Source organism: Streptomyces regalis (genome assembly GCF_001509475.1).
In the GTDB taxonomy this organism is placed as follows: Bacteria; Actinomycetota; Actinomycetes; order Streptomycetales; family Streptomycetaceae; genus Streptomyces; species Streptomyces regalis.
In genome coordinates this window covers 1-23,126 of the sequence record NZ_LLZG01000005.1, presented here as the reverse complement: position 1 = coordinate 23,126, position 23,126 = coordinate 1, and the positions used below count along the sequence as shown (strand labels likewise).

Genomic DNA, 23,126 nt, shown 5'->3' with positions numbered 1-23,126 from the left:
TACCCGTCAGTACATTGACGCCATGTCTCACACGCAGGACCGGGTGCCGCTCAAGGCCCGCAAGGTGTCCTTCTCCTGGGAAGACACCCCGTTGCACTGGGTGCCCGGGGATCCGTTCACCACGCACACCATCAACGTGCTGCATCTGCTCCTGCCTGCCGGCGAGCGGTGGTTCGTGCACGTCTACAAGCAGGTGCTGCCGTACATACGCGACGAGCGGCTCCGCGAGGACGTCATCGGGTTCATCGGGCAGGAGGCGACGCACTCGCAGGCCCATGACGAGGTGCTGCCGCACCTGCGGGAGCAGGGGCTCGATCCGACGCCGTACACCGCGCAGGTCGACTGGTTCTTCGAGAAGCTGCTCGGCGACCGGACCCTGCCGCCCGGCAAGGCCCGCAAGTGGTGGCTGATGGAGCGGGTCGCCCTCATCGCGGCGATCGAGCACTACACGGCGTTCCTCGGCAACTGGGTGCTGAACGCCGAGGAGTTGGACCGCCGGGGCGCCGATCCGACCATGCTGGACCTGCTGCGCTGGCACGGCGCGGAAGAGGTCGAGCACCGGTCGGTCGCCTTCGAGCTGTTCATGCACGTCGACGGCAACTACCGGCGGCGGGCGCGGACCTGGGCCAGCGCCTTCGCCACGCTGGTGTTCCTCTGGCAGCGCGGGACACGGTTCTTCATGGAGAACGACCCGACGCTCGTCGACGGGAAGGCGAGCTTCAAGGAGTTCTACGTCCGCGGACGGCGAGGCCTGCTGCCGACGACCGGGGACATGGCACGGTCCATCCCCCGCTATCTGAGCCGGAGTTACCACCCCTCGCAGGAGGGCTCCACCGCGCAGGCCGTCGCGTATCTGGCCTCCTCCCCCGCCGCCATGGCCGCAGAGAAGGGCTCCTCCTGATGCCGAAGCCGCTGACCGTCGCGGTCGTCGCCGGTGCCGCACTGCTCACCCGGAGGGCGATGCGCCGCCGCATCCAGGCCTCCCCGCTGTGGCCGTGGCCCGCGCTGGAGGAGCCGGTCTCCGGGCGGCCCCGGTCGCGGGCGCTGCGGCTGACGGTGACGTCACGGGAGACGGTCGCCGAGGGGGTCGTACAACTCCGCCTGGAGGGGCACGACTTGCCGCGCTGGGAACCCGGCGCGCACCTCGATCTCGTCCTGCCGTCGGGGCTGGTGCGGCAGTACTCGCTGTGCGGGGACCCGGAGGACACCTCGTCGTACACCGTGGCGACCCGGCTGGTCGAGGACGGGCGGGGCGGCTCGCGCGAGGTGCACGAGCAGGTGCGGGAGGGGACGGAGCTGGAGATGCGGGGACCGCGGAACAGGTTTCCGCTGGTGGCGGCCCCGTCGTACGTCTTCGTCGCGGGCGGTATCGGGATCACCCCTGTCCTGCCGATGCTGCGTGCGCTGCCGGACGGTGTCGAGTGGCGGCTGCTGTACTGCGGGCGCGACCGCGCCTCGATGCCGTTCCTGGAGGAGGTCGAGAAGCTGGGCGGCGGGGGCCGGGCGGCCGTGGCCGAGGGGCAGCCGGATCTCGACGCGTTCCTCGCGGACGTGCCCGAGGGTGCTGCCGTCTACTGCTGCGGCCCGGAGGGGCTGATGGCCGCGGTGGAGGAGCGGTCCCCTCGGGTCCATCTGGAGCGGTTCACACCCCGCGCCTCGGGAGGCGGTGCCTTCGAGGTCGAACTCCGGCGCAGCGGGCGGACGTTGAGCGTGGCGGAGGACTCGACCGTCCTCGCTGCCGTACGTGCCGAGCTGCCCGACACCGCGTACTCCTGCGAGCAGGGGTTCTGTGGGACCTGCCAACAGCGGGTTCTGGAGGGCGAGGTGGACCACCGGGACGAACTGCTGACGGACGCGGAGCGGGGCGACTCCATGCTGATCTGTGTGTCGCGGGCGCGGGGTGACCGACTCGTACTGGATATGTGAACACTGGCGGCCGGTCCGGTCCGTTCAGGGCCGGATTCGATCGGTAAGGTGTTCGCATGACTACCGGGGTACGCCGAAGGATGGGAGTCGAGGAGCGGCGGCAGCAGTTGATCGGCGTCGCCCTCGAACTGTTCAGCCAGCGCTCGCCCGACGATGTCTCCATCGACGAGATAGCGTCGGCGGCGGGCATCTCACGTCCGCTGGTCTACCACTACTTCCCCGGCAAACTCAGCCTGTACGAAGCCGCGTTGAAGCGTGCCTCGGAAGAACTGGCGGCCCGCTTCGTCGAACCGCAGGAGGGGCCGCTGGCAACGCGGCTGCTGCGGGTGATGCGCCGGTACTTCGACTTCGTCGAGGAACACGGCCCCGGTTTCTCCGCCCTGATGCGCGGCGGCCCGGCCGTCGGCTCGACGGCGACGAACGCGCTCATCGACTCCGTGCGGCAGGCCGCGTATGTCCAAATCCTTTCGCATCTGAAGGTGGACAACCCGCCCGCCCGCCTGGAACTGGTCATCCGCTCCTGGATCTCGCTCGCCGAGTCGACGGCACTGATCTGGCTGGACGGGCGGCGCATCCCACGCGCCGAACTGGAAGCCCAGCTGGTGCACGACTTCGCCGCCCTGGCCGCCGTCAGCGCCGCCTACGACGAGGAGATGGGCGCGCTGCTGCGCCGCATGCTGAAGGAGGAGCCGGCCGACGGCCCGTTCAGCGACCTGGCCGGCCGGCTGATCTCGCTGGCGTCCTAGCGTTCGAACTTGCGGTAGGACGGGTCAAGGTCGCGTACCTCGGCGGAAGCGTGCAGGGCGAGCCCCTCTGCGGGCTTCACGTACTGCCGCAGCAACTCCAGTACGGCTTCGGTGAGCCGGGCTTTCGTCTCGTCCGTGCGACCGGCCAGCAGCCCCAGCGTGACATGGACGACGGCGTGGCCGTCCGTGTCGTCGCCGACCGTGGTGTTCTCGCCCCTGCGGAACTGTGTCTTGCACGCCGGCGGCTTCGCGGCCGCGATCTCGACCACGGCGGCGTGCAGCGCCCGCGCGAAACCGGGCCGGTCGAAATCGTCTGCCAGCTGTTCCGAGTAGTCGACGGTGATCTGCGGCATCAGTACTCCTGTTCTAGGTCAGCAGCGCTCACCCTAACCGCAGCGCCCGGCGTCGCGATGTCTTCACGAGTGTGGGCGGCCCAGCTGTCGGACCGCCCACACTCGAGTCAACGCCGCATCAGTGGGCCCGTGCGAAGACGGCGACCGTACGCCCCGGAACGGCGAAGGTGCCCGTTTCCTGCTCGTAGGACGAGGATCTGACGACAGGGTCCGCCCCCGAGGCCTGCACGGGGTGCAGCTGGTAGCCCTCCCCGGCGAGCGAGGCGATGTGCTGCTCCTGCTTCTCGGGCGTCGCGTTGAAGACGACGACGAGGTCACCGAGCCGCATGGTGATCACGCCGGGCGTCTCGTCCTTGCCGGACAGCGGGAAGGACAGCTTCGACTGCACCTGGTCGGCCGTGTCGAGGGAGAACGCGCCCTCCGTCCTACGGATCTTGAGCAGGTCCCTGTACGCCGCCGAGGCGCCCGCGATCTGCCCGCAGCCGACCTGCACGGTGCTCAACAGGGGTTTGGCGTACGGCCACTTGGACGCATTGTCGGCCGCCATCGGCAGGCCCCGTCCGAAGCCGTTGCCGTCGGCGCAGTTCCAGTGGATGGCGTTGAACCAGTCGCCGCTGTCGTAGGAGTTGCGGTCCAGCGACTTCGAGCGCAGCAGGTCGGTGCCGGCCTGGGAGAGCGCCGGGCCCTGCGAGAGGGTGGCCGTGGCCATGGCGAGGACCTGCATACGGGCGCGGTCGGCGGCGCTCGTGCCGGCGGGCAGCTTGTACGTCAGCGCGTCGAACAGCGACTCGTTGTCGTGGGCGTCGGCATAGGCGAGAGCGTCGCCCGTCGCGTCCGCGTACCCGGCGGGCTGCCCGTTGTAGTCGACCTCGGCCCCGCTGACCTCCTTGCCGCCGGTGTCGGTGAACCGGTACTTCGCGAGGTTGCCGGAGAGCCCCACCTTGATCAGGTCCTGATAGTGCAGCAGGCGGGCCTTCTGCTCGGCCGAAGTGCCGTTGTTCGTGGACGAGTTGGGGTCGGTGTACAGCCCGGACGCGAAGCCCTGGATGCCGGGGTCCTCGTCGAAGGGCCCGCCGCCGCGTACGGCGTCACGCGCGCGGTCGGAGAAGGTCGCGATCCCCGTCCCCGCCATGTTCTTCTGCGTGGCCTGCACGAAGCGGGCGTCGTCGGCGACCTCGCCGAAGTTCCAGCCCTCGCCGTACAGGATGATCTTCTTGCCGTCGACGCCGTCCTCGGCGAGGGTCAGCGCGTCCAGAGCCTTCCTGACCGCCAGGATGTTGGCCTTCGGGTGGTGGCCCATCAGGTCGAAGCGGAAGCCGTCGACCTTGTACTCCTTGGCCCAGGTGACGATCGAGTCGACGACCAGCTTGCCCATCATGGCGTTCTCGGTGGCCGTGTTGGAGCAGCAGGTGCTGTTCGCGACCGAGCCGTCGGCCAGGAGCCGCTGGTAGTAGCCGGGGACGATCCGGTCCAGGACGCTCGTCGGTGCCTGCCCGCTGGCCGCGGTGTGGTTGTAGACGACGTCCATGACGACCCGCAGGCCGTCGTCGTTCAGCGCCTTGACCATCTTGCGGAACTCGACCGTGCGGCCGGTGCCGTCCGGGTCGGTGGCGTACGAGCCCTCGGGGACCGTGTAGTGGTACGGGTCGTAGCCCCAGTTGTAGGCGTCCTTCGCGGCGATCTTCGCCACGCACTCCTGCTGCTTGTCGGAGTCGGCGGGGAAGGAGGCGAGGTCGCAGTCGGTGGTCGCCTGGTCTTCCCGGCGTTCGGGGATGGTGGCGATGTCGAAGGCGGGCAGGAGGTGGACGTACGACGTGCCCGACTTCGCCAGCTCACGCAGGTGCTTGGAGCCGTCGCTGTCCTTGTCGGTGAAGGCGAGGTAGGTGCCCCGGTCCTTGGCCGTCCTGTCCGCGACCGAGAAGTCCCGGATGTGCAGCTCCTGGATCTGGGCGTCCTTCAGCGGTACGGCCTTGGGCTTGGCGTAGGAGGACCAGCCGCTCGGCGCCAGGGACCTGTCGTCCAGGTCGACGACGAGGCTGCGCTCGGAGTCGGCGGTCAGGGCGACCGAGTAGGGGTCGGTGACCTTGTTGGTGACGACCTTGCGGACACTGGGCGCCCAGACCCGCACGACGTACCGGTAGGGCTTGCCCTTCCAGGACCTGGGGCCGGTGACGGACCAGACGCCGGTGGCGGCGTCGCGCTTCATCCTCACCGTGGAGCCGTCGAGCTCCAGAGCGACACTCTGCGCGGTCGGCGCCCACACGGCCAGCGTGGGCCGGCCGCTCTTGTCGAAGGTCGGCCCGAGGTCGGCCTTGGTCGCGCCGGGGTAGAGATCGTCGAGGACGCCGGCGATCTGGACGCCGGTCGCCGCGAGCACGGCTCCGTTCGCGGCCCGCTGGGAGGCGACGACCTGGCCGGCGAGTGCCTCGCGGACCCGGTCGCGGTCGCGCGGGTCGACGGACCAGGCGGTGTAGTCCTTCAGGTGCGGGAACTTCGCCTTCTGCGCGTCGGTGAGGCTGGTCTTCGACAGCCGCAGCCAGCGCTCGTCGTCGCTGGTCAGCGCACCGTCCTTCACGGCGATCGAGCCGTCCCGGCTGTACAGCAGCTGAGTGGAGGCGGCGGCCTCGGAGCCGTTCCAGGCGACCGTGTTCCGGTCGACCCAGACCGCCTTGGAAGTGGTCAGGTCGAGCGCGGCCGCGGAGCCCGCGGGCTGCGGGAGCAGGTACTTCTCCTGGCCGCTCAACAGCCACACCTCATGGCCGTTCGCCGTGAGGTCGAGCGACTGGTCGGCGGGCAGGTCCTTCTCGTCGCCCTTGTGGAGGATGTAGCTGAGGCTGGTCGCACCGTCGGTGAGCGGTACCTCGAAGACTGCGCCATAGGCATCAGTCTTGACCGGCTTCAGGGGGTTCGACCACTCGGTGGGGCTCGCGGCACCCGTCCAGACGTGCAGGCCCCAGCCGTCGTAGTTGCCGTCGGCGCGGTGGTAGTGCAGGACGGCCTTGGTCTTGTCCGGGGCCGGGTAGTCGGCCGCCGGCTTCTCGGTGCGTACGTCCGTCTTGCCCTGCTCGATCCAGACCTCGCCGGTCTTGGTGAGGTCGATCGTGCGGTCGGCGGAGACGTCCTTGTTGCCGTCCTTGTCGATGACGAGGAAGCCGACGTTCGAGGCGCCGGGCTTCAGCTTGACGTAGGCGAAGGCGCCGTAGGCGTCACGGCCGACGAAGGGGTGGCTGTCCGGCCAGTTCGTGGACTCGCCGTCGGCGAGGTCGCCCCAGGCGTACAGGCCCCAGTTCGCATAGTCGCCGTCGGTGCGCTTGTAGTGGACGACCGCGTAGTCGCGGGAGGCGGCGGGGGGGGTCTCGGGAACGGGCGGGGTGCCGGTGGTGCTCGCGGCCGTCGCGCTCGCCGTGCGGCCGGCGAAGTCGATCACGACCGCCATGTAGCGCAGGGCGGTGCCGGCCGGTACGTCCTTCCCGATGGTCTGCGTGACCTTGTACGGGGCGTGGTCGGCGGAGCCGAGGGTCTTCCACTTGCCGCCTCCGACCTGGGCGGCGAAGACGACGCGGTTGAGCTGTCCGCCGTCGACGTCGGCGCCGATCTCCACCGTACCGGTGGCGCCGGTGTCGGGGGCCTTGAGGGTGAGCGTCGGCTCGGTGGCGGGCTCGGCGGGCCTGCCGGCCGCCTTGAGGACGATCGCCGAGCCGGCCGGGACGGTGACGGTGAGCTTCTTGTCGGCGCCGGACCTGGCCTTCGCCTCGGTGCCGTAGATGCCCGCGTACGTCATGTCCGCGGAGCCGACCGGGACGGTCGCCGTCTTGGCCTCGCCGGCGTTGTTGAAGGCGACGAGGTACTCGGTGCCGGACTTGGCGGCGGTGCGGGAGAAGGCGTAGATCCCGGCGCCGTCGGCCGCGTAGCGCTCGGTCTGGATGCCGTCGGCGAGGGCCGGGTTGGCCTTGCGGAGCTTGGCGAGAGCGCTGATCTGCCGGTACAGCGGCGCACTTGGGTCGTAGGCGTCGCTCGCGTGCGTGCGGTCGGTGCCGATCTCGTCGTCGTCGAGGTAGTCGGCCGTCTTCGACGCGAACATCGTCTGGCGGGCGTCCTTGTCACCGCCGGCGCCGGTGAAGCCCTGCTCGTCGCCGTAGTAGACGACCGGGTTGCCGCGGCTGAGGAACATCAGCTCGTTGGCGAGCTTGTCCTTGGCGAGGATCTCCGCGTCCGTGGCCTTGGGATTGTCCTGCTTCAGGAAGTACCCGAGGCGGCCCATGTCGTGGTTGCCAAGGAAGGTGACCTGCTCGTAGGCGTTGGCCTTGTCGGTCGTGTACTTGTAGTCGTCGCCGAAGACGGAGGCCAGCTTCTTCGCGCTGCCGCCCTGGGAGGCGTAACTGCGGGCCGCCTCCTGGAAGGGGAAGTCGAGCGTGGCGTCGAGGCGGCCCTGGGTGACGTACGGGGAGGTGATGTTCGTGTCGGCGGAGTACACCTCGCCGAACATGAAGAAGTCGTCGCGGCCGCGCTTGGCGGCGTAGGAGTCGAGGGCCGTGGCCCACTGGGTCCAGAACTCCGTGTTGACGTGCTTCACGGTGTCGATCCGGAAGCCGTCGATGTCGAAGTCCCTGACCCAGCGCTGGTAGATCCGCTCCATGCCCTTCACAACCTCGGGACGCTCGGTCCACAGGTCGTCGAGGCCGCCGAAGTCGCCGTGCGTGGAGCTCTCACCGGCGAAGGTGGAGTCGCCGCGGTTGTGGTACATCGTCGGGTCGTTGAGCCACGACGGGACCTTGACGTTCTTCTTCGCGGCGGTGACGGTCGGCGTGCGCGGGAAGGAATCGGCGTCCACCGCGGGGAACTCGGACTTCCCGTCCGCGTAGTCGGCGTCGTCGAAGGGCCTGCCGTCCTTGGTGAGGTACGGGAAGGCGCCCTTGGAGAGGTAGTCGTACGACTTCTCCTCATAGTCGACGACGTCCGCCGTGTGGTTGGTGATGACGTCGAAGAAGACCTTCATGCCCTTGGCGTGCGCCTTGGAGATGAGGGTCTCGAGGTCCTTGTTGGTGCCGAAGTGCGGGTCGACCTGGGTGAAGTCCGTCACCCAGTAGCCGTGGTAGCCGGCGGAGGCGTCACTGCCGGTGCCCTGGACAGGCCGATTCTTGAAGATCGGCGCCATCCAGAGGGCGGTGGTACCGAGACCTTTGATGTAGTCGAGCCGCTGGGTCAGGCCCTTGAGGTCGCCGCCCTGGTAGAAGCCCTTGTCGGTGGGGTCGTAGCCGGTGGAGAGGCGGGTGCCGGTGAGGCCGCCCTTGTCGTTGCCGGTGTCCCCATTGGCGAAACGGTCCGGCAGGACGAAGTAGAACTGTTCGCGGGTGGCGTCGTGCCGGGCGGGCTCGGCGGCGAGCTTGGCGTCGGACGGGGGCGGGGGCGGAGTCTCCGCACCCGCCGCGAGGGGCTGGACGAGTGCTGCGGCCAGCGCGGTCACGGTGACCGCAGCAACCCGTCCGATATGGGCGGTTCGGCGCCTCGACGGCGTCGGCCATCTCGGTATCACAGATGGACTCCTTGCGATTGCGGCTCTCTTGGGTCCGACCCCGCGTGACCGTATCGCCGTCGAAAGGTTTACAGCAAGAGGCTTGAAACCATCGGTAAGAACTTTCAGTGGAGCGCTCAGCAGGTGGAGTCAGCGAGCACGCGCGTACCCCGTCCCGGCCTCCCGCGGTATCTCCAGCCCCGGGGCGTCCGGCCGTAGATCCCCGTATGAGCCCCCGGGAGGCACCGTCCCTGATCTTGGACGTCTTAACAGTCAACTGATATCGCGCCGAATACAGTTGAGTCTGGAGACCAATCCATCCACGCTCCCCGGGACCCGACGTTTCCCGGGCAGGGTCAACGGGCCGTCAGGCATCGGAGACCACGCGTGCGAGGAACGCCATGGATCTCGAAAAGGGAGAACCGCCAAGCGCAGCCCTGGCAAGGCACCGAGAGCCAAGACACGTCGGCACGGCCTCAGCAGGACCACACGTCTGTACACGTGGTGGTCGGGCTGAGAGCTGCGTGCCGCAGAGTCCCCGACCACCCACCCGGGAAAGGTCGGAAGGTGAATCTCTCTCTCGGTGTCAAGGTGCTGATCGTCATCATCTGCGCCCTGATCTCCGTCATTGTCGGCATCGTGGCTGGCCTCATCAACCACAAGAGCGACACCCCCAAGGGGCCCGCGTTCCTTTTCGGGGGCGGCACGTTCGGCGGCACCCTGACGCTATGCCTGGTCGTGCTGACCTCGCTTGGCGTGCTTTGAACGCGTAGAAGCCCCGGAGGAGTCGACTACTCCGGGGCTTCGCGGTCAGAAGGGCACGCCAGCGCGCTTGGCGAGGCGGGTCAGCCTCGGGTTGCTGCGGCGGTGCAGCGAGGTCAAAACGCGCATCAGCTCTTGGCTCGTGGGATGGACACGGGCCATCTCGGGGGCAACGTCCCAGGCGGCTTCGAGCGATTCAAGAGCGCCTTCCCGGTCGCCCAGCGCGAGCTTGGATCGGCTGATGTTCATGTGCAGCGGTCCGACTCGCGTTGCTGGAAGCGTCAGGCCACGCCGGATCAGGTCGTCCGCCGTTTCGAGGGACTCTCGGTAGTCCTCCATGTCGGACGCTGTGGAGATGACATGCACGGCTGTGTTCTCCGGCCCGAAGTGGATGCCGTGGTCCTCGATGTCCTCGGGGAATGCCTCGGCGGCCCGCCATGCGGCCTCGACGTGGGCGGCAGCGGTGGCCTTGTCCTTGATCCGACCGGCCAACGTGAGCCCACGCAGGTGCAGGATGCCCAGGCCATACGCGCGGTCACGCCCTCGCAACGTCGACTCGGCCTCAACCACCGCACGATCGACGATGGCCAACCCACCTGCGAAGTCACCCGAATTAAGGAAGGCTCCGGCCTCGTCGCGGGCGGCCACCGTGGCGGCAATCGGGTTAGCCCGCTCGGCGGTCAGCCTCTGCTTCATGACAGCCAGCTCGGCGAGGTGCATCCAGCGGTGCCGGGCGGCCAGCCAGTACACGACGGAGTACGTGTCGGCGACGCGCGTCCATGCGTCGGGCGACTGGGCGGCGTGGGCGAAGTTCGTCGTACGGGTCAGCACGCCCGGGGTCTTCTGCAACACCGCCGACAGCTCGGTCCGGTAGCGATGCTCGTTCAGCTCTGCCAGCTCGCGCGGCAGGTCCTCGGGGTGAGGCGGAGGAGCGTCGGGGATGTCGAACCGCCGGATGGCGTAGTTGAGGGCGGTAAGGCTGTTCTCGTCGGCACCCTCGACCGGTGCCGTGCCCAACAGCTCATCAAGAGTCATCCGCATGGCTTGGGCGAGGGCTGCGGCGATGCCCTGGGTCAATGCGCGGTCGCCCACCTCGATCTTGCTGAGCAGCGAGACCGACACGCCCGCTCGCCGGGCAAGGGCAAGCTGGCTGAATCCGCGCGCCTTGCGGCAGACGGCCACGTAGGCACCAGGTCCGGGAATCTTGGTCACGCTCATACCTGTGCGTCTTCCCCGCTCGACTTCCGTTACGTCCCATGGTCGCACTCCGGCCACTCATGCGCCCTGGTGTTGTGCAAGAGGTGTGCAAGTTCGCTTTACACGGCGGCAGTTCTCTTGTGTGAGACACGTATGCGCAGGTGGGACGAGGAGTCATGGCACAGACACAAGAGAAGCCACCGACGATGCTCAGCCACGGCAAGCTGCCGTATCCGCAAGGCACGCTCGTCGAAGACTCAGAGACGGAGTGTCAGGGCGAACTGCAAGGCGTGATCGAGGAGCGCCTCAAGGAAACCAACAAGGTCATCAACCGAACAGCGTTCGTGCGCCCGAGAGGGGGTGGCATCGAGTGGGAAGCCCCTTTGAACCGCATCCGGCCCGTCGACGACAACGATTAGGCCTCCCCACCAAGTGCGCAGCCCTCATCGGCGAAGGCGACATGATCGGCTACGAGGGTGAGTGGCGCACCGTCAAGAGCGCTACCACCGCCCGGGGTCCGATGGGCGGGTTAGCCGTCGTAGTCACTTGGGAGGAGGGCGGCACGGCGCGCTTCCCGGCGGGTGACGAACTCCTCCTTCGAGAACGGGACGCCGGCTGACCCACATCAACCCTGCCCCAACTCGCTTCCGTTCTAGTGGTCGTCGCAACACCCCAGTTCAGGGGTGCGATGGACTTCAAGGCGCGCGCGAGGCCACGGGAGATACCACCCGTGGCCTCGTACTCTGAGAGGCTCCGGCCTACCCCGCGATGGCCACCCGGAACCGGATCGGAGCCAGAGCGGTGCGCCCGAAAGAGGTGTGGGGGGCCGCTCAGCAGCCGCTCTTGCCGGTGTAAATCGCCAAGGCGGTGTTGGCGCCGAGCGTGGCGCTGAACTGGCCGTTGGAGTCCACCGTCACGGTCGTGTTGTTCTGCAGGTTGCAGTACGTGCCTGCCGCGAGGGACGTCTGGTAGGTACGGCTCAGGCTGCTCGACTCGTGGTTGATGGCCACGAACCCCTTGCTGCCCCGCCCGAACGCGATCGCGTCGCCCCCGTTGTCCCACCAGTTGGTGACCGACTCACCGCGCGTGGCGTTGCGGAAGGCGACCATGGACTTGATCTCCGGCCAGTTGTGCTGGCATTTCCAGCCGTCCTGCCAGCAGGCGTTGACCGTGCCCCCGTTGGGCGGGCCGGCGTCCGTGTCGGAGAACTCGTAGCCGGAGTTGATGTCGGGCGCACCGTAGGGCCAGGCCAGCATGAAGACGTTGGCCAGGGTGTAGTTCGCGTTGTCCTTGTAACTGAGCGTGGAGCCGTTGCGCTCGGTGTCGTGGTTGTCGACGAAGACACCGGCGACGGAGCTGCTCATGTAGCCCCAGCCCTCGCCGTAGTTCTTCAGGTGGGCGAGGTTCTCGCTGTTGAAGACGCGCTTGAGGTCATAGGCGTACCGGAACTCCTGCACGTCCCCGTTGCCCGTGTACTCGGTGGGCTGGACGGCCTCGCCGCTCCCGTAGATGACCTCCTGCTTCCAGTACACGGAGGTGTTCGTGAGCCGTGACTTGATGTTGGCGAGATCAGCGGCGTCCATGTGCTTGGCCGCGTCGATGCGGAAGCCGTCGACGCCGAGCGAGAGCAGGTCGTTCAGGTAGCCGGCGATGGCCCCGCGGACGTAGGACTCCCCCGTGTCCAGATCGGCGAGGCCCACCAGCTCGCAGTGCTGGACGTTCCAGCGGTCCTGGTAGTTGCTGATCTGGCTGGTGCAGTCGTCGAAGTCGAACGACGAGTACAGGCCGGGGTAGTTGTACTTCGTGTACGACGAGCCGCCGATGCCGGTGCCGCTTCCGGCCGACATGTGGTTGATGACCGTGTCGACGACGACCTTGACGCCCGCCGCGTGGCAGGTGTTCACCATGTTCTGGAAGGCTGTACGGTCGCCGAGGCGGCCGGCGATCTTGTAGCTCACCGGCTGGTACGACGTCCACCACTGCGCGCCCTGTATGTGCTCGGCGGGCGGGGAGACCTGGACGTATCCGTAGCCGGCGGGGCCGAGGGTGTTGGTGCACTCCTTGGCGACCGAGGCGAAGTTCCACTCGAACATCACGGCGGTGACGTCCTTGGTGCCGGGTGGGGAGGCGTGGGCGGTGACGGGGGCGGCGACCGTTGCCGCCGCGGCGAGTGCGAGCGCGCTCGCGAGGGTTCTGCTGCTGGCCATGTGGGGTCCTTCTCCGTTGAAGGCTCTTGCTGCAATCTTTCAGAAACCTTGCGGTGGCCAGATGTTAAAGGCCCGCCGCCCAAAAGGGCAGCGGGCCGTGTGAAATTCAACGAAAGAACTTGCAAGCGGGACCGTCGGGCGGTCGTCCAGCGTTTCCCAGCCAACCCCGCGTGGAATCCCCTCTACCTGTGCATCCAAGCAGCGAGCTGTCACCCACATGGGTGAAAGGGGCTGCGCGGAACGGGCGGGGCCGCGCCGGCCTGTGCAGTGTGTCTGCCCTGAACCTGGCTGATGTGACAGGCGCGTGAGTCGGTGATGGAGAGGCGGGGGACCGATGACCGATGGACCGTCGGCTGCTGAAGGCGGCCGCTACGAGGTTCACGTGAACGATGTGTCGGGTCAGCTCGTGGTGGGCTCGTACAACACGGTGACCTACAACGAAGGGGTGCGGGCGGCGCCGACTCCTGTCACTGAAGCGCAACTCGCCGAGCTGCACGCGCAGTTCATACGGCTGCGGTCGGCCGTCGCAGAGCTGGGCGAGGTGAACCGCAGTGCGGAAGAACGGCTGGATGAGCTGGAGGAGGCCGTCACCTCGGCGGAACCGGACGTCTCGGTCATGGTCTATGTGCGTAACTGGTTCCTCAGAACGCTGCCCGCGCTGGCCGGCACGGTGACCGCCCTGATCGCCGACCCTGTGGTCGGGCAGCTGGTGCAGCAGGCCGGTGACCAGCTGGCCCTGGAGTACGACCGGCACTTCGGCACCCACCGCCCCGAAAGCCCGGCTTCGGACCGGTGATGGAGGACTCCGGCGTTCAGGTACGGGTCAGCGGGGACGTCCGTGGCCAGGTTGTCGTGGGCGACCACAACATCGTGGTGTCGGCCGAGCGGTCGGTCGTCACCATCGTCAACCCCGGGCAGCGACCGGCCTGCACGCGACGTACCGAGGTGGAACTTCTGCCGCGTCGCATGCGTAGGGCCGTGGGACGTGAAGAGGAACTGGCGGCCATCACAGACGCCTTGGGCGCCGACGGGCCGGTGCAGGTCCATGGCCAGTCGGGGATGGGGAAGAGCACGCTGCTGCGCATGGCCGCCCACGCGCTGAGCGGTCGTTGGGACGGCGTCGTGTTCTTGGACGCCGCAGGCCGTGACGTCGGAGACGTCTTGCAGGACGCCTTCGAGGCCTGCTACGACGCCCCCGGGTACCGTCCGAGCCCGACCGAACTGCGGCGGCTGATGGCCGATGTCCGGGTGTGCTTGCTGCTCGATGACCTGACGTGCGACTCGCACCTGCTCAACACGGTGCTGGACACGGTCAGGGAGGGTCGGGTGCTGTACTCGGCCACCGAGCGGAGCCTGTGGGGAGAAGGCAGGACCCTGGCATTGCGCGGGCTCCGCCAGGACGCCGCACTCGCCCTGCTGGCCCAGCAGTTCGGCCGCCCCCTGCAGCCAGGTGAGCAGCCGGTCGCCGAGGCACTGTTGCGGGCGGCGGAGGGCTCGCCAAGTCAGCTGCTGCGCGCAGTGGCCGAGAACCGCCTGCGGACCCCCGCCGAGTTGGCGGATCTGCTGCCGAACCTGCTCACCGGACTGGCGGGCGCGGATCGCGAGGTCGTCATGCTGCTCGGCGTGGCAGGGGCCGGCGGTGTCAGCACCGGCCTGCTGACCGAACTGGTGCCGGGTGCCGCCGTCGTGGGTGAAGTGTGTGAGCGGCTGGTCGCCACCGGCCTCGCCGTTCCCACCATGAGCGGTTACCGGATCGCCACGGGAGCGGCGGAGGCCTTGCCTCTCCAGCTTCGGCCGGACCGGTCGGAGCTTGCCGGGCTGTGTGTTCGTCTCCGGTCCTGGGTGGACGTCGGTGGCCGTCCCCCAGCCGAGGTGGCCGGCGACGGCGCGCTGATCTCCGGTGTGATCGAGGCCGCGGCGGGTGCGGGGGCCGCAGCGGAGGGTGCCCGGCTGGCGCGGGCGGCCGCGCCTGCGCTCGCCTGCTCGCTTCGGTTGGGCGTATGGGGTCGCATCCTGGAGCACGGCAGAGCAGCTGCCGAACGCGCCCGGGAGGACGGCATCCTCGCCTACCTCACGCACGAGGACGGCATCCGCCATCTGGTCACCGGCAAGAGGCTGGCGGCCGCCGCCGCGTTCGCCACTGCGGCGGGGATATGGCAGCGGCTCGGCGACAGCGACCATGCCGGTGCGGCGGAGGATGCGGGCGAACTGTGCGGCCCCGATGCCACCTCACCCTCACAGCCCGGCACGCAGGACGGCGCCGGTTCCACCGACCCTTCGACTTCCACCGAACCGTCCGAGGTCTCGTCCGCAGGCCAGGACGGGGCCTCATCCGCCGCTCAGGACGCGGGTACCGCGTCCGGTCCCGGCCCGGATGCGATCCCGGACCCGTCTGGCGGCCTGGCCTCGGCGCCGCCCGTGGATCCTGGAACAGTCGCAGTCGGCGCCAAGGGCATGGGTCTGACCGCGAAGCTGATCATCGGGGGCAGCCTGGCGGCCGTCACCGCCACCGGGGTGGTACTCGGGCAGCAGGCCACCGCCCCGGACACGGTGCCGACGAGCGTGACCGTCTCCACCAGCGTCGCCGAGGTGACCATGCCCGGGGAGCCGAAGGACGACTGCCTGATCAAAGCGGGCGGGACCGACTGCACGACCGTCGTCACCTCCAAGAAGGGTACAAAGGGGCCGGTCCAGGTCAAGCCCGCCGTACCGCTGCCGGACGGGGTCGAAATCCTGTACTGGGGGTGCGAGGAGGGCGCCGAGGCGAAGTCCTGCACGGTGCAGGCCGACAAGCCGACGACCGTGTGCATCAGTACCACCAGCCCGGCCGACAAGGCGGCCAGGCAGGACTGTGCCGAGGCGACAGGGTCTCCCCGACCCGTCGTCCGAACCGAGGAGTTCACGGTCGTGCCGGTGAACGCTTCAGGAGAACTGTTGCCGAGTTACACGGTCAGGGCTGACAGCAACGACTCCCCTGATTTGGGCGACTGCAAGACATCTCCCACTGCGACGGACACGGACATCGTCTGGTGCGAAGATTTCATTGATCCGTCTGTCGTGTGCTGGGTCAAGAGCGACCGCGTGACGATGCTGTGCGGTATCTCTCCTTGGGCGAAGACGTTCCGCCGGCGCACCTGGGACGAGGGGGTTCCAGCCACGAATCCTGTGGCCGATCCCCAGCCCTGGGGAATGGAACTCGCCGATGGCACGCGATGTGCCTTCAGGCACTACGCGCGATTCTCGCTCCCCAACAACCTGGTGATTGCCTACGACTGTGACCCCAGCGTCACCGGCGGCGCTGGGACTGCACGAGACGAGATCTATGTCGTCGAAGGCTCGCACACACCGCTCCTCGACAAGTCAACCCCCAGGTGGACGGTCCAGGTGGTGGACACAGCGGAGGCCGAAGCGGCGGTCAAGCAAGGCGACAATGTGGCCCCGACAAGGCGCGAGGTCACCAAGGTCTACTTCGCCGGGCGGAGCTGACCGCAAGGGCCCGCCCCTCCTCAGGGAGCGACAGGCCCTCTGCCGAATGGTCAGGCCGTCGTCCACCACACCGTGGTGTCGCCCGGCAGCTTCGCCTCGCCGTCCGTCTCGCTCACCTCACCGCTGGCGAGCAGCAGACGGCCGTACGCCGAAGTCGTCACCGACTCTCCGCCGGTGTTCGCGACGCACACGAACTCGCCGCGCCGGAAGGCGAGAACGCCCTCGGGTGCCTTCAGCCACTCCACCGAGTCGCCGGCGCCGAGGTCGGGCTGCTCGCGGCGCACGGCGAGCGCGGCTCGGTACAGCTCCAGGGTGGAGTCCGGGTCGCCGGTCTGGGCCTCGATGCTCAGCTCGCCCCAGGCCGCCGGCTGCGGCAGCCAGCTGCCCCCGCTGCCGAAGCCGTACGACGATCCCGTGCGCGTCCACGGGATCGGCACCCGGCAGCCGTCGCGGAATCCGTCCTGGCCCGCGCCGCGGAAGTACGCCGGGTCCTGGCGCACCTCGTCCGGCAGGTCGACGACGTCCGGCAGGCCGAGCTCCTCGCCCTGGTAGATGTACGCCGAGCCGGGCAGCGCGAGCATCAGCAGGGTCGCCGCGCGCGCTCGGCGCAGGCCCAGTTCGCGGTCGCCGGCCGTGCGGATCTGGGTGCCGAGGCCGGGCGGGTTGGCGAAGCGCGTCGCATGCCGGGTGACGTCGTGGTTGGAGAGGACCCAGGTGGCGGGGGCGCCGACGGGGCGCATCGCCTCCAGGGTGCGGTCGATGACCTTGCGGAGCTCCTCGGCCTCCCAATCGGTCGACAGGTACTGGAAGTTGAAGGCCTGGTGCAGCTCGTCGGGACGGACGTAGTTCGCCGTCCGCTCGACCGTCGGGGTCCACGCCTCCGCCACGAAAATGCGCTCGCCCGCGTACTCGTCGAGGATCGTGCGCCACTGCCGGTAGATCGCGTGCACGCCGTCCTGGTCGAAGAACGGCATGACATCGTTGCCCAGCAGCTTGAGCTGCTCGTGGGATCCGAGGTCCGGCAGCCCCTCCGCCTTCACCAGGCCGTGGGCCACGTCGATACGGAAGCCGTCGACGCCCATGTCCAGCCAGAAGCGGAGAATCGAGCGGAACTCGTCGCCGACAGCCGGGTGTTCCCAGTTGAAGTCGGGCTGCTCGGGCGCGAAGAGGTGCAGGTACCACTCGCCGGGGGTGCCGTCGGGCTCGGTGACCCGCGTCCACGCCGGGCCGCCGAAGATCGACTCCCAGTCGTTGGGCGGCAGTTCGCCGTCGGTGCCCTTGCCGGGACGGAAGTGGTAGCGGTCCCGGAGCGGGGAACCGGGGCCGTCCGCGACCGCCCGCTTGAACCACTCGTGCTGGTCGGAGGAGTGGTTGGGCACCAGGTCGACGATGATCCTCAGGCCCAGCTCGCGGGCGTCGCGGATCAGCGCGTCCGCGTCGAGCAGGTTGCCGAACATCGGGTCGACGGCCCGGTAGTCGGCGACGTCGTAGCCGGCGTCGGCCTGGGGGGAGGCGTAGAAGGGGCTGAGCCACACGGCGTCCACGCCGAGGTCGCGCAGATACGGGAGGCGGGAGCGTACGCCTTCCAGGTCGCCCATGCCGTCGCCGTTGCTGTCGGCGAAGCTGCGCGGATAGACCTGGTAGATCACCGCGTCCCGCCACCAGTCGCGGCGCTTGGCGACGGTGGCGACGGCCGCTGCGGAGGTGGGGGTCGGGGCCGGGGCTGCGGAGTGCTGGCTCATGGCGTCCTTGATGCGTAACTGGGTTCGGGTCACAGATGAATGGTGCGGCTTGCAGGTTTTCGCGGTTTTGCGGAAATCCGGGATTCTTCCGGGCACGGATGTGAGGCGGCCGCGGTGACAGCGGGGTCGGATGGGCACCGCGGCCGCCACCCACGCGACAGAGCGCGCGGGAGTCTCTTCCGTCGAAGGGCCGTCAGCCCTTTGTGCCGCCCGCGGTGAGACCGGTCACCAGGTTCTTCTGCACGAAGTAGAAGAACGCGGAGGCGGGTATCGCGACCAGCACCGCCGTGGCGGCCATGAGGTTGCGCTGCGCGTCGTGCTCGCTGATGAAACTCTGCAGACCGACGGCGAAGGTGTACTTCGTGTCGGACAGCATGAACGTCGAGGCGAACGCGACCTCGCCGAAGGCCGTGATGAAGTTGTAGAAGGCGGCGACCGCAAGACCGGGCTTGGCGAGCGGCAGGATCAGCCGTACGAAGGTGCCGAAGGGGGTCAGTCCGTCGACGCGTCCGGCCTCGTCGATCTCGAACGGGATGGTGTCGAAGTAGCCCTTGAGCAGCCAGGCGCTGTAGGGCACGGCGGTCGCGCAGTAGACGAGGATGAGGCCGAGGTAGCTGTCGATGAGCTGCAGCTCCGACAGGATCTGGTACATCGGCACGATGAGCACGGCGATCGGGAACATCTGCGTGAGCAGCAGCAGCCACATGAACTTCTTGTAGCCGGGGAACCGCATGCGCGAGACCGCGTAGCCGGTCGTGGCGGCCACCATCACGCCGACGACGGTGGTGCCGAGCGAGACGATCAGCGAACTCGCCGCCCAGTGGAAGAAGTTCGTGTGCTGCAGGACGAACGAGTAGTTGTCCAGCGTCATCTTGCTCCAGATGCCGCCGGGGTGCAGATAGTCGTCCTTGTCGGGGCCGAGGGACAGGAAGACCAGCCAGGCGACCGGGAAGATCGCGATCAGGCTCGCCGCGATCAGGATGCCGTGGGAGGCGAGCGAGGCGAGGGGGCCGCTCTCGCCGCGGCGGCGCGCCTTGCGCGGCGGGGCGGTGTCCGCGGGGTTCCGGTCCGCCGGGGCAGGTGTCGAAACAGTCGTGGTGCTCATGGGGACTCCTGCCTCAGATCGCGAGCTGCTGGTCATTGCGGTTCAGCCAGCGGCGGTAGAAGGAGGTGAAGACGACGAGGATGGCCAGCAGCAGCATGCCGAACGCCGCCGACTGCGCGAAGTCGCGCGGTTGCTGTCCGAAGCCGAGGCGGTAGGCCCAGGTGACGAGGATCTGGGCGTCCGGCGCGGTGTTGCCGAACAGCAGGAAGATGATGGCGAACTGGTTGAAGGTCCAGATGATGCCGAGGAGTACGACGGTGGAGCTGACGGACCTCAGGCCCGGCAGGGTGACGTACCTGAAGCGCTGCCAGGCGGTCGCGCCGTCCATCTCGGCGGCCTCGTACAGGCTGGAGTCGATGGACTGCAGTCCACCGAGCAGCGAGAGCATCATGAACGGCACACCGGCCCAGGTGTTGACCATGATCGCGGCGAACCGCTGCCAGAAGGTGTCCTCCAGCCACAGCGGTGTCGGCAGGTGGAGCCATTCGAGGCCGGCGTTGATGACGCCGCCGTCGGCGAGCATGAACCGCCAGCCGAAGACGGTGACGAAGGTGGGCACGGCCCATGGCAGGACCATCACCATCCGGTAGAAGGTGCGTCCGCGCAGCTTCTGGTTGAGCAGCAGAGCCAGGCCCAGACCGATCGTGTAGTGCAGGGCGACACAGGCGGCCGTCCAGACGATCGTCCAGATGAAGTGGGACCAGAACCGGTCGTAGGAGGTCGGGCCCCACAGGATGTCGGCGTAGTTGTCGAAGCCGATGAACTTGTAGGTGGCCTCGATCTCGTTGACGCCGATGGTGCGGGCCGTGTTGAGGCTGTTGGCGTCGGTGAGGGTCAGATAGAAGCCGTACGCCAGCGGGTACAGCACGAGGACGCCGAGCACGATGGCCACGGGCGTGATCATCGCGTAGGCGTACCAGTACTTCCGGTAGCTGCTCTTGAGGCGCTTCAGCGGCCCGCGCCGCGGCCCGCGCTCACCGCGCACCTTGCCGGTCGCGCGGTCGATGGCGACTGTCATGGTTCGACAACCTTCTTCAGGCTCTGCAGATCAAGGGGTACGGCACGCAGGCCGATGGCCGCCGGATCTTTCCCCCCTTTGCAGGAAGATCCGGCGGCCACTCGGGGTCACTTACTGAAGTCCGGGACCAGCTTGGCGATCGCGATCTCGGCGTCGCTCAGGCCCTTGTCCAGGGACTCCTTGCCGCCGGCGATGCCGTTCAGCTCGGTGTCCAGCACGGGGAAGAAGGAGCTGTACTCGGGCAGCGCCGGGCGCGGCTGGGCGGCGGCGAGGACGCCCTGGTAGCCGGCGATGCCCGGGTCGGCCTTGACCTCGGCGGTGTAGGCGTCGTCGCGGGTGGGCAGCGTGTTGTTCTTCAGGGCGATGGTCTCCTGGGCCTTCGCCGAGGTCATGAAGTTCACGAACTTCAGCGCGGCCTTCTGGTGCGCCTCGTCGGAGCCGGCGTACACGGAGAGGTTGTGGCCGCCGGTCGGGGCGCCCGCCTTGCCGGAGGAGCCGGCCGGGACGGTGGCGATGCCCAGGTTGGCCTTGTCCTTGAACGCAGAGCCCTTGTAGAAGTTGGTGATCTCCCACGGGCCCTGCATGATCGCGGCGACCTTGCCGTTGACGAACGCCTCCTGGATGTGGGCGTAGGCGTCGGCGGTGGTGTCGGCCTTGTGCAGGCCCTTGCCGTCGAAGAGGCTCAGCCAGGTGCCGTAGCCCTTCTTGGCCTCGGCCGAGGCGACGGTGATCTTCTTGGCGTCGGCGTCGACGGTGTCGGTGCCCTCGCCGTAGAGGAACGTCTGGGCGTAGTAGGCCTGGGTGGAGCCCCAGTAGCCGTCGACGCCGGTCTTGTCCTTGATCGTGGCGGCGGCCTTCTTCAGGTCGTCCCAGGTCTCGGGGGCCTCGACGCCGGCCTTCTTGAACAGGTCCTTGTTGTAGACAAAGGCGAGGGTGTCCGTGGTGAACGGAACACCGTACGTCTTGCCCTCGTACTTGGCCTGCTCGATCAGGTTGGACTTGAACTTGGCCTGGTCGGCGAGGGCCTCGGTGCCGTCCAGCGGCAGGAAGAAGCCCTTCTTGGCGAAGGCGGGGGTCCAGCCGACCTCGGAGCGCAGGATGTCCGGGGCGCCCTTGGAACCGGCGGCGGTGTCGAACTTGTTCTGCGCCTGGTCGAAGGGGACGTTGACGTACTTGACCTTGACGTCCTTGTTGGCGGCCTCGAACTCCTTGACCAAGGCCTGGTACGTCGGCGCCTCGTTGGTGGCGTTGGAGGTGTCCCACCAGGTGATGGTGACCGGCCCGCTCGAGTCGCTGCCACTGTCGTCCCCGCCGCACGCCGTCGCCGCGAGAGCGAGGGACGCCACCAGCGCGGTGGCCGCTATGCCACGCCGCATGAGATCTCCTTGAGGGTGAAAGCCCGTGTGATGCAGGGACGGCCCCGTCTGCCTGTCCCTGCTGTCTTGCCGACTGCGCCGTTGCGGCCGCCGGGCGACGTGAACGTAACAGCGCTGAAAGACTTACGAAAGACCTTGCAGCAAAAAAGTGCAAGAGGTCTCCGAAGTTATCCGGGTGTGACCTGTCGGCGACCGGGGTGAGACGCTTGTTTACACGGGTGGAGCGCTATGGGGCCGGTTGTGCAAGACTCTGCAAGCTCTTGCCATCACTTTCACGAGGGAGCGCGATGACGCAGCAACCCGGACCGGGCCGATCAACAGGTCGCCCGAGGCGTCCGATTGGTGTGCAAGGCGCCATGCGGCCGGTACAGTCCAGTGCCGTGACCACACGGCTTGCCGACATCGCTGCTCAGGCGGGGGTGAGCGAAGCGACCGTCAGCCGCGTCCTCAACGGCAAGCCGGGCGTCGCCGCCACCACCCGCCAGTCCGTGCTGGCCGCACTCGACGTGCTCGGCTATGAGCGCCCGGTGCGGTTGCGGCAACGCAGCGAGGGCCTGGTGGGCCTGATCACCCCGGAGCTGGAGAACCCGATATTCCCGGCGCTGGCCCAGGTCATCGGCCAGGCACTGACCAGGCAGGGCTACACCCCCGTGCTGGCCACCCAGACGCCCGGCGGCTCGACCGAGGACGAGCTGACCGAAATGCTCGTCGACCGCGGCGTGGCCGGCATCATCTACGTCTCCGGACTGCACGCGGACACCACCGCCGATATGCAGCGCTACGAGCGCCTGCGCGCCCAGGGCGTCCCTTTCGTCCTGGTCGACGGCTTCTCCCCCAAGGTCCAGGCACCCTTCATCTCCCCCGACGACCGCGCCGCGATGAGCCTGTCGGTCACCCACCTGGTCTCCCTGGGCCACACCCGCATCGGTCTGGCGCTGGGCCCGAAGCGCTTCGTTCCGGTCCAGCGCAAGATCGAGGGCTTCGTCCGCGCGATGCAGGACCAGCTCAACCTGCCGGCGAACGTCATAGAGACGGAACTGATCCAGCACTCCCTGTACACCCTGGAGGGTGGCCAGGCCGCCGCCACATCCCTCATCGACCGCGACTGCACCGCGGTCGTCTGCGCCAGCGACATGATGGCGCTGGGCGCGATACGGGCGGCCCGGCAACGCGGCCTGGAGGTCCCGAAGGACGTCTCGGTGGTCGGCTTCGACGACTCCCCGCTGATCGCCTTCACCGACCCGCCCCTCACCACCGTCCGCAAGCCGGTCCCGGCGATGGGCCAGGCCGCGGTGCGCACGCTCCTCGAAGAGATCGGCGGGACTCCGGCGCCCCACAGCGAGTTCGTGTTCATGCCGGAGCTGGTGGTGCGCGGTTCGACGGCTTCGGCACCAGGGAACAGAAACCATCCCTAAATCGTCCGTAAGGCGGAGAATCCCCGCATCCACCCCTGCATTGGCAGGAGAGCGACGCTCTACGCCCGCCGTAGAACGTGCATCCTGAACCCAACCGGAGGATGATCGGTCGGGTAGGTCTTTTCTGGCAGACTCTGTGCCTATGGGTGACACCACCGTGACGACACTGGAAGGCCGGGAAGCGGCCGTTCCGCCCCCCGTCGCGGACGACGCGGACGAGACGGGGCGGGGCCCCCCGCCCCCCCCCCCCACACCCCCCCCCCCCCCCCCCCCCCCCCCCC

The 23,126-nt window shown here is 68.3% G+C and carries 16 protein-coding genes; 8 read left to right on the top strand and 8 right to left on the bottom strand.

The window, feature by feature from the left end:
• The first annotated feature begins 22 nt into the window (after nucleotides 1-22).
• Genes ADL12_RS02460 through ADL12_RS02450 form a run of 3 tightly spaced genes read left to right on the top strand, consistent with a single transcriptional unit; the run spans nucleotide 23 to nucleotide 2,672 of the window.
• Nucleotides 23-901, top strand: a complete 879-nt coding sequence (locus ADL12_RS02460; protein ID WP_062697942.1) for a metal-dependent hydrolase — start codon at nucleotides 23-25, stop codon at nucleotides 899-901.
• Nucleotides 901-1,926: a PDR/VanB family oxidoreductase gene (locus ADL12_RS02455; RefSeq protein WP_062697941.1), complete on the top strand. Its 1,026-nt coding sequence runs from the start codon at nucleotides 901-903 to the stop codon at nucleotides 1,924-1,926. The genes ADL12_RS02460 and ADL12_RS02455 overlap by 1 nt, the downstream gene beginning before the upstream one ends.
• 56 nt (nucleotides 1,927-1,982) lie before the next feature.
• Nucleotides 1,983-2,672 carry a TetR/AcrR family transcriptional regulator gene (locus tag ADL12_RS02450; protein ID WP_107119806.1) on the top strand — a complete coding sequence of 230 codons (690 nt, stop codon included), beginning with the start codon at nucleotides 1,983-1,985 and terminating at the stop codon, nucleotides 2,670-2,672.
• Here ADL12_RS02450 and ADL12_RS02445 read toward each other — a convergent pair.
• Together ADL12_RS02445 and pulA are read right to left on the bottom strand one after the other, a co-directional pair.
• Complete coding sequence (locus ADL12_RS02445; RefSeq protein ID WP_062697937.1) at nucleotides 2,669-3,025, bottom strand: 5-carboxymethyl-2-hydroxymuconate Delta-isomerase; 357 nt, start codon at nucleotides 3,023-3,025, stop codon at nucleotides 2,669-2,671. The two genes, ADL12_RS02450 and ADL12_RS02445, sit on opposite strands and share 4 nt — an antisense overlap.
• 118 nt (nucleotides 3,026-3,143) lie before the next feature.
• Complete coding sequence (gene pulA, locus ADL12_RS02440; RefSeq protein WP_062697935.1) at nucleotides 3,144-8,558, bottom strand: pullulanase-type alpha-1,6-glucosidase; 5,415 nt, start codon at nucleotides 8,556-8,558, stop codon at nucleotides 3,144-3,146.
• A gap of 546 nt (nucleotides 8,559-9,104) precedes the next feature.
• Here pulA and ADL12_RS02435 point away from each other — a divergent pair.
• Nucleotides 9,105-9,302, top strand: a complete 198-nt coding sequence (locus ADL12_RS02435) for a hypothetical protein (protein WP_062697933.1) — start codon at nucleotides 9,105-9,107, stop codon at nucleotides 9,300-9,302.
• A gap of 45 nt (nucleotides 9,303-9,347) precedes the next feature.
• Here ADL12_RS02435 and ADL12_RS02430 read toward each other — a convergent pair whose 3' ends face one another.
• A complete protein-coding gene (locus ADL12_RS02430) occupies nucleotides 9,348-10,517 on the bottom strand; it encodes a helix-turn-helix domain-containing protein (RefSeq protein WP_063806606.1) in 1,170 nt (389 codons plus the stop codon).
• A 155-nt stretch (nucleotides 10,518-10,672) separates the two neighbouring features.
• Here ADL12_RS02430 and ADL12_RS02425 point away from each other — a divergent pair, with 155 nt between their 5' ends.
• Nucleotides 10,673-10,915 carry a hypothetical protein gene (locus tag ADL12_RS02425; RefSeq protein WP_062697931.1) on the top strand — a complete coding sequence of 81 codons (243 nt, stop codon included), beginning with the start codon at nucleotides 10,673-10,675 and terminating at the stop codon, nucleotides 10,913-10,915.
• Between the two features lie 411 nt (nucleotides 10,916-11,326).
• Here ADL12_RS02425 and ADL12_RS02420 read toward each other — a convergent pair whose 3' ends face one another.
• Nucleotides 11,327-12,703, bottom strand: a complete 1,377-nt coding sequence (locus ADL12_RS02420; protein WP_062697929.1) for an alpha-amylase — start codon at nucleotides 12,701-12,703, stop codon at nucleotides 11,327-11,329.
• 334 nt (nucleotides 12,704-13,037) lie between these two features.
• Between ADL12_RS02420 and ADL12_RS02415 the strand changes: the two genes are divergently transcribed.
• Both ADL12_RS02415 and ADL12_RS02410 read left to right on the top strand, forming a co-directional pair.
• Nucleotides 13,038-13,499, top strand: coding sequence for a hypothetical protein (locus ADL12_RS02415; RefSeq protein ID WP_062697927.1), 462 nt, complete (start codon nucleotides 13,038-13,040; stop codon nucleotides 13,497-13,499).
• Nucleotides 13,499-16,189: an AAA family ATPase gene (locus tag ADL12_RS02410; protein WP_062697925.1), complete on the top strand. Its 2,691-nt coding sequence runs from the start codon at nucleotides 13,499-13,501 to the stop codon at nucleotides 16,187-16,189. The genes ADL12_RS02415 and ADL12_RS02410 overlap by 1 nt, the downstream gene beginning before the upstream one ends.
• A 50-nt stretch (nucleotides 16,190-16,239) precedes the next feature.
• Here ADL12_RS02410 and ADL12_RS02405 read toward each other — a convergent pair whose 3' ends face one another.
• The 4 genes from ADL12_RS02405 to ADL12_RS02390 form a co-directional block, all read right to left on the bottom strand.
• Nucleotides 16,240-17,931, bottom strand: a complete 1,692-nt coding sequence (locus ADL12_RS02405) for a glycoside hydrolase family 13 protein (RefSeq protein WP_062697923.1) — start codon at nucleotides 17,929-17,931, stop codon at nucleotides 16,240-16,242.
• 193 nt (nucleotides 17,932-18,124) lie between these two features.
• Entirely contained in the window at nucleotides 18,125-19,036 is a 912-nt protein-coding gene (locus tag ADL12_RS02400; protein WP_062697921.1) for a sugar ABC transporter permease, read from the bottom strand.
• A 13-nt stretch (nucleotides 19,037-19,049) separates the two neighbouring features.
• Nucleotides 19,050-20,054, bottom strand: a complete 1,005-nt coding sequence (locus ADL12_RS02395) for a carbohydrate ABC transporter permease (protein ID WP_062697919.1) — start codon at nucleotides 20,052-20,054, stop codon at nucleotides 19,050-19,052.
• 107 nt (nucleotides 20,055-20,161) lie between these two features.
• Nucleotides 20,162-21,430 carry an extracellular solute-binding protein gene (locus tag ADL12_RS02390; RefSeq protein WP_062697917.1) on the bottom strand — a complete coding sequence of 423 codons (1,269 nt, stop codon included), beginning with the start codon at nucleotides 21,428-21,430 and terminating at the stop codon, nucleotides 20,162-20,164.
• Between the two features lie 380 nt (nucleotides 21,431-21,810).
• Here ADL12_RS02390 and ADL12_RS02385 point away from each other — a divergent pair, with 380 nt between their 5' ends.
• Nucleotides 21,811-22,845: a LacI family DNA-binding transcriptional regulator gene (locus ADL12_RS02385; protein WP_062697962.1), complete on the top strand. Its 1,035-nt coding sequence runs from the start codon at nucleotides 21,811-21,813 to the stop codon at nucleotides 22,843-22,845.
• Nucleotides 22,846-23,126: the final 281 nt, after the last annotated feature.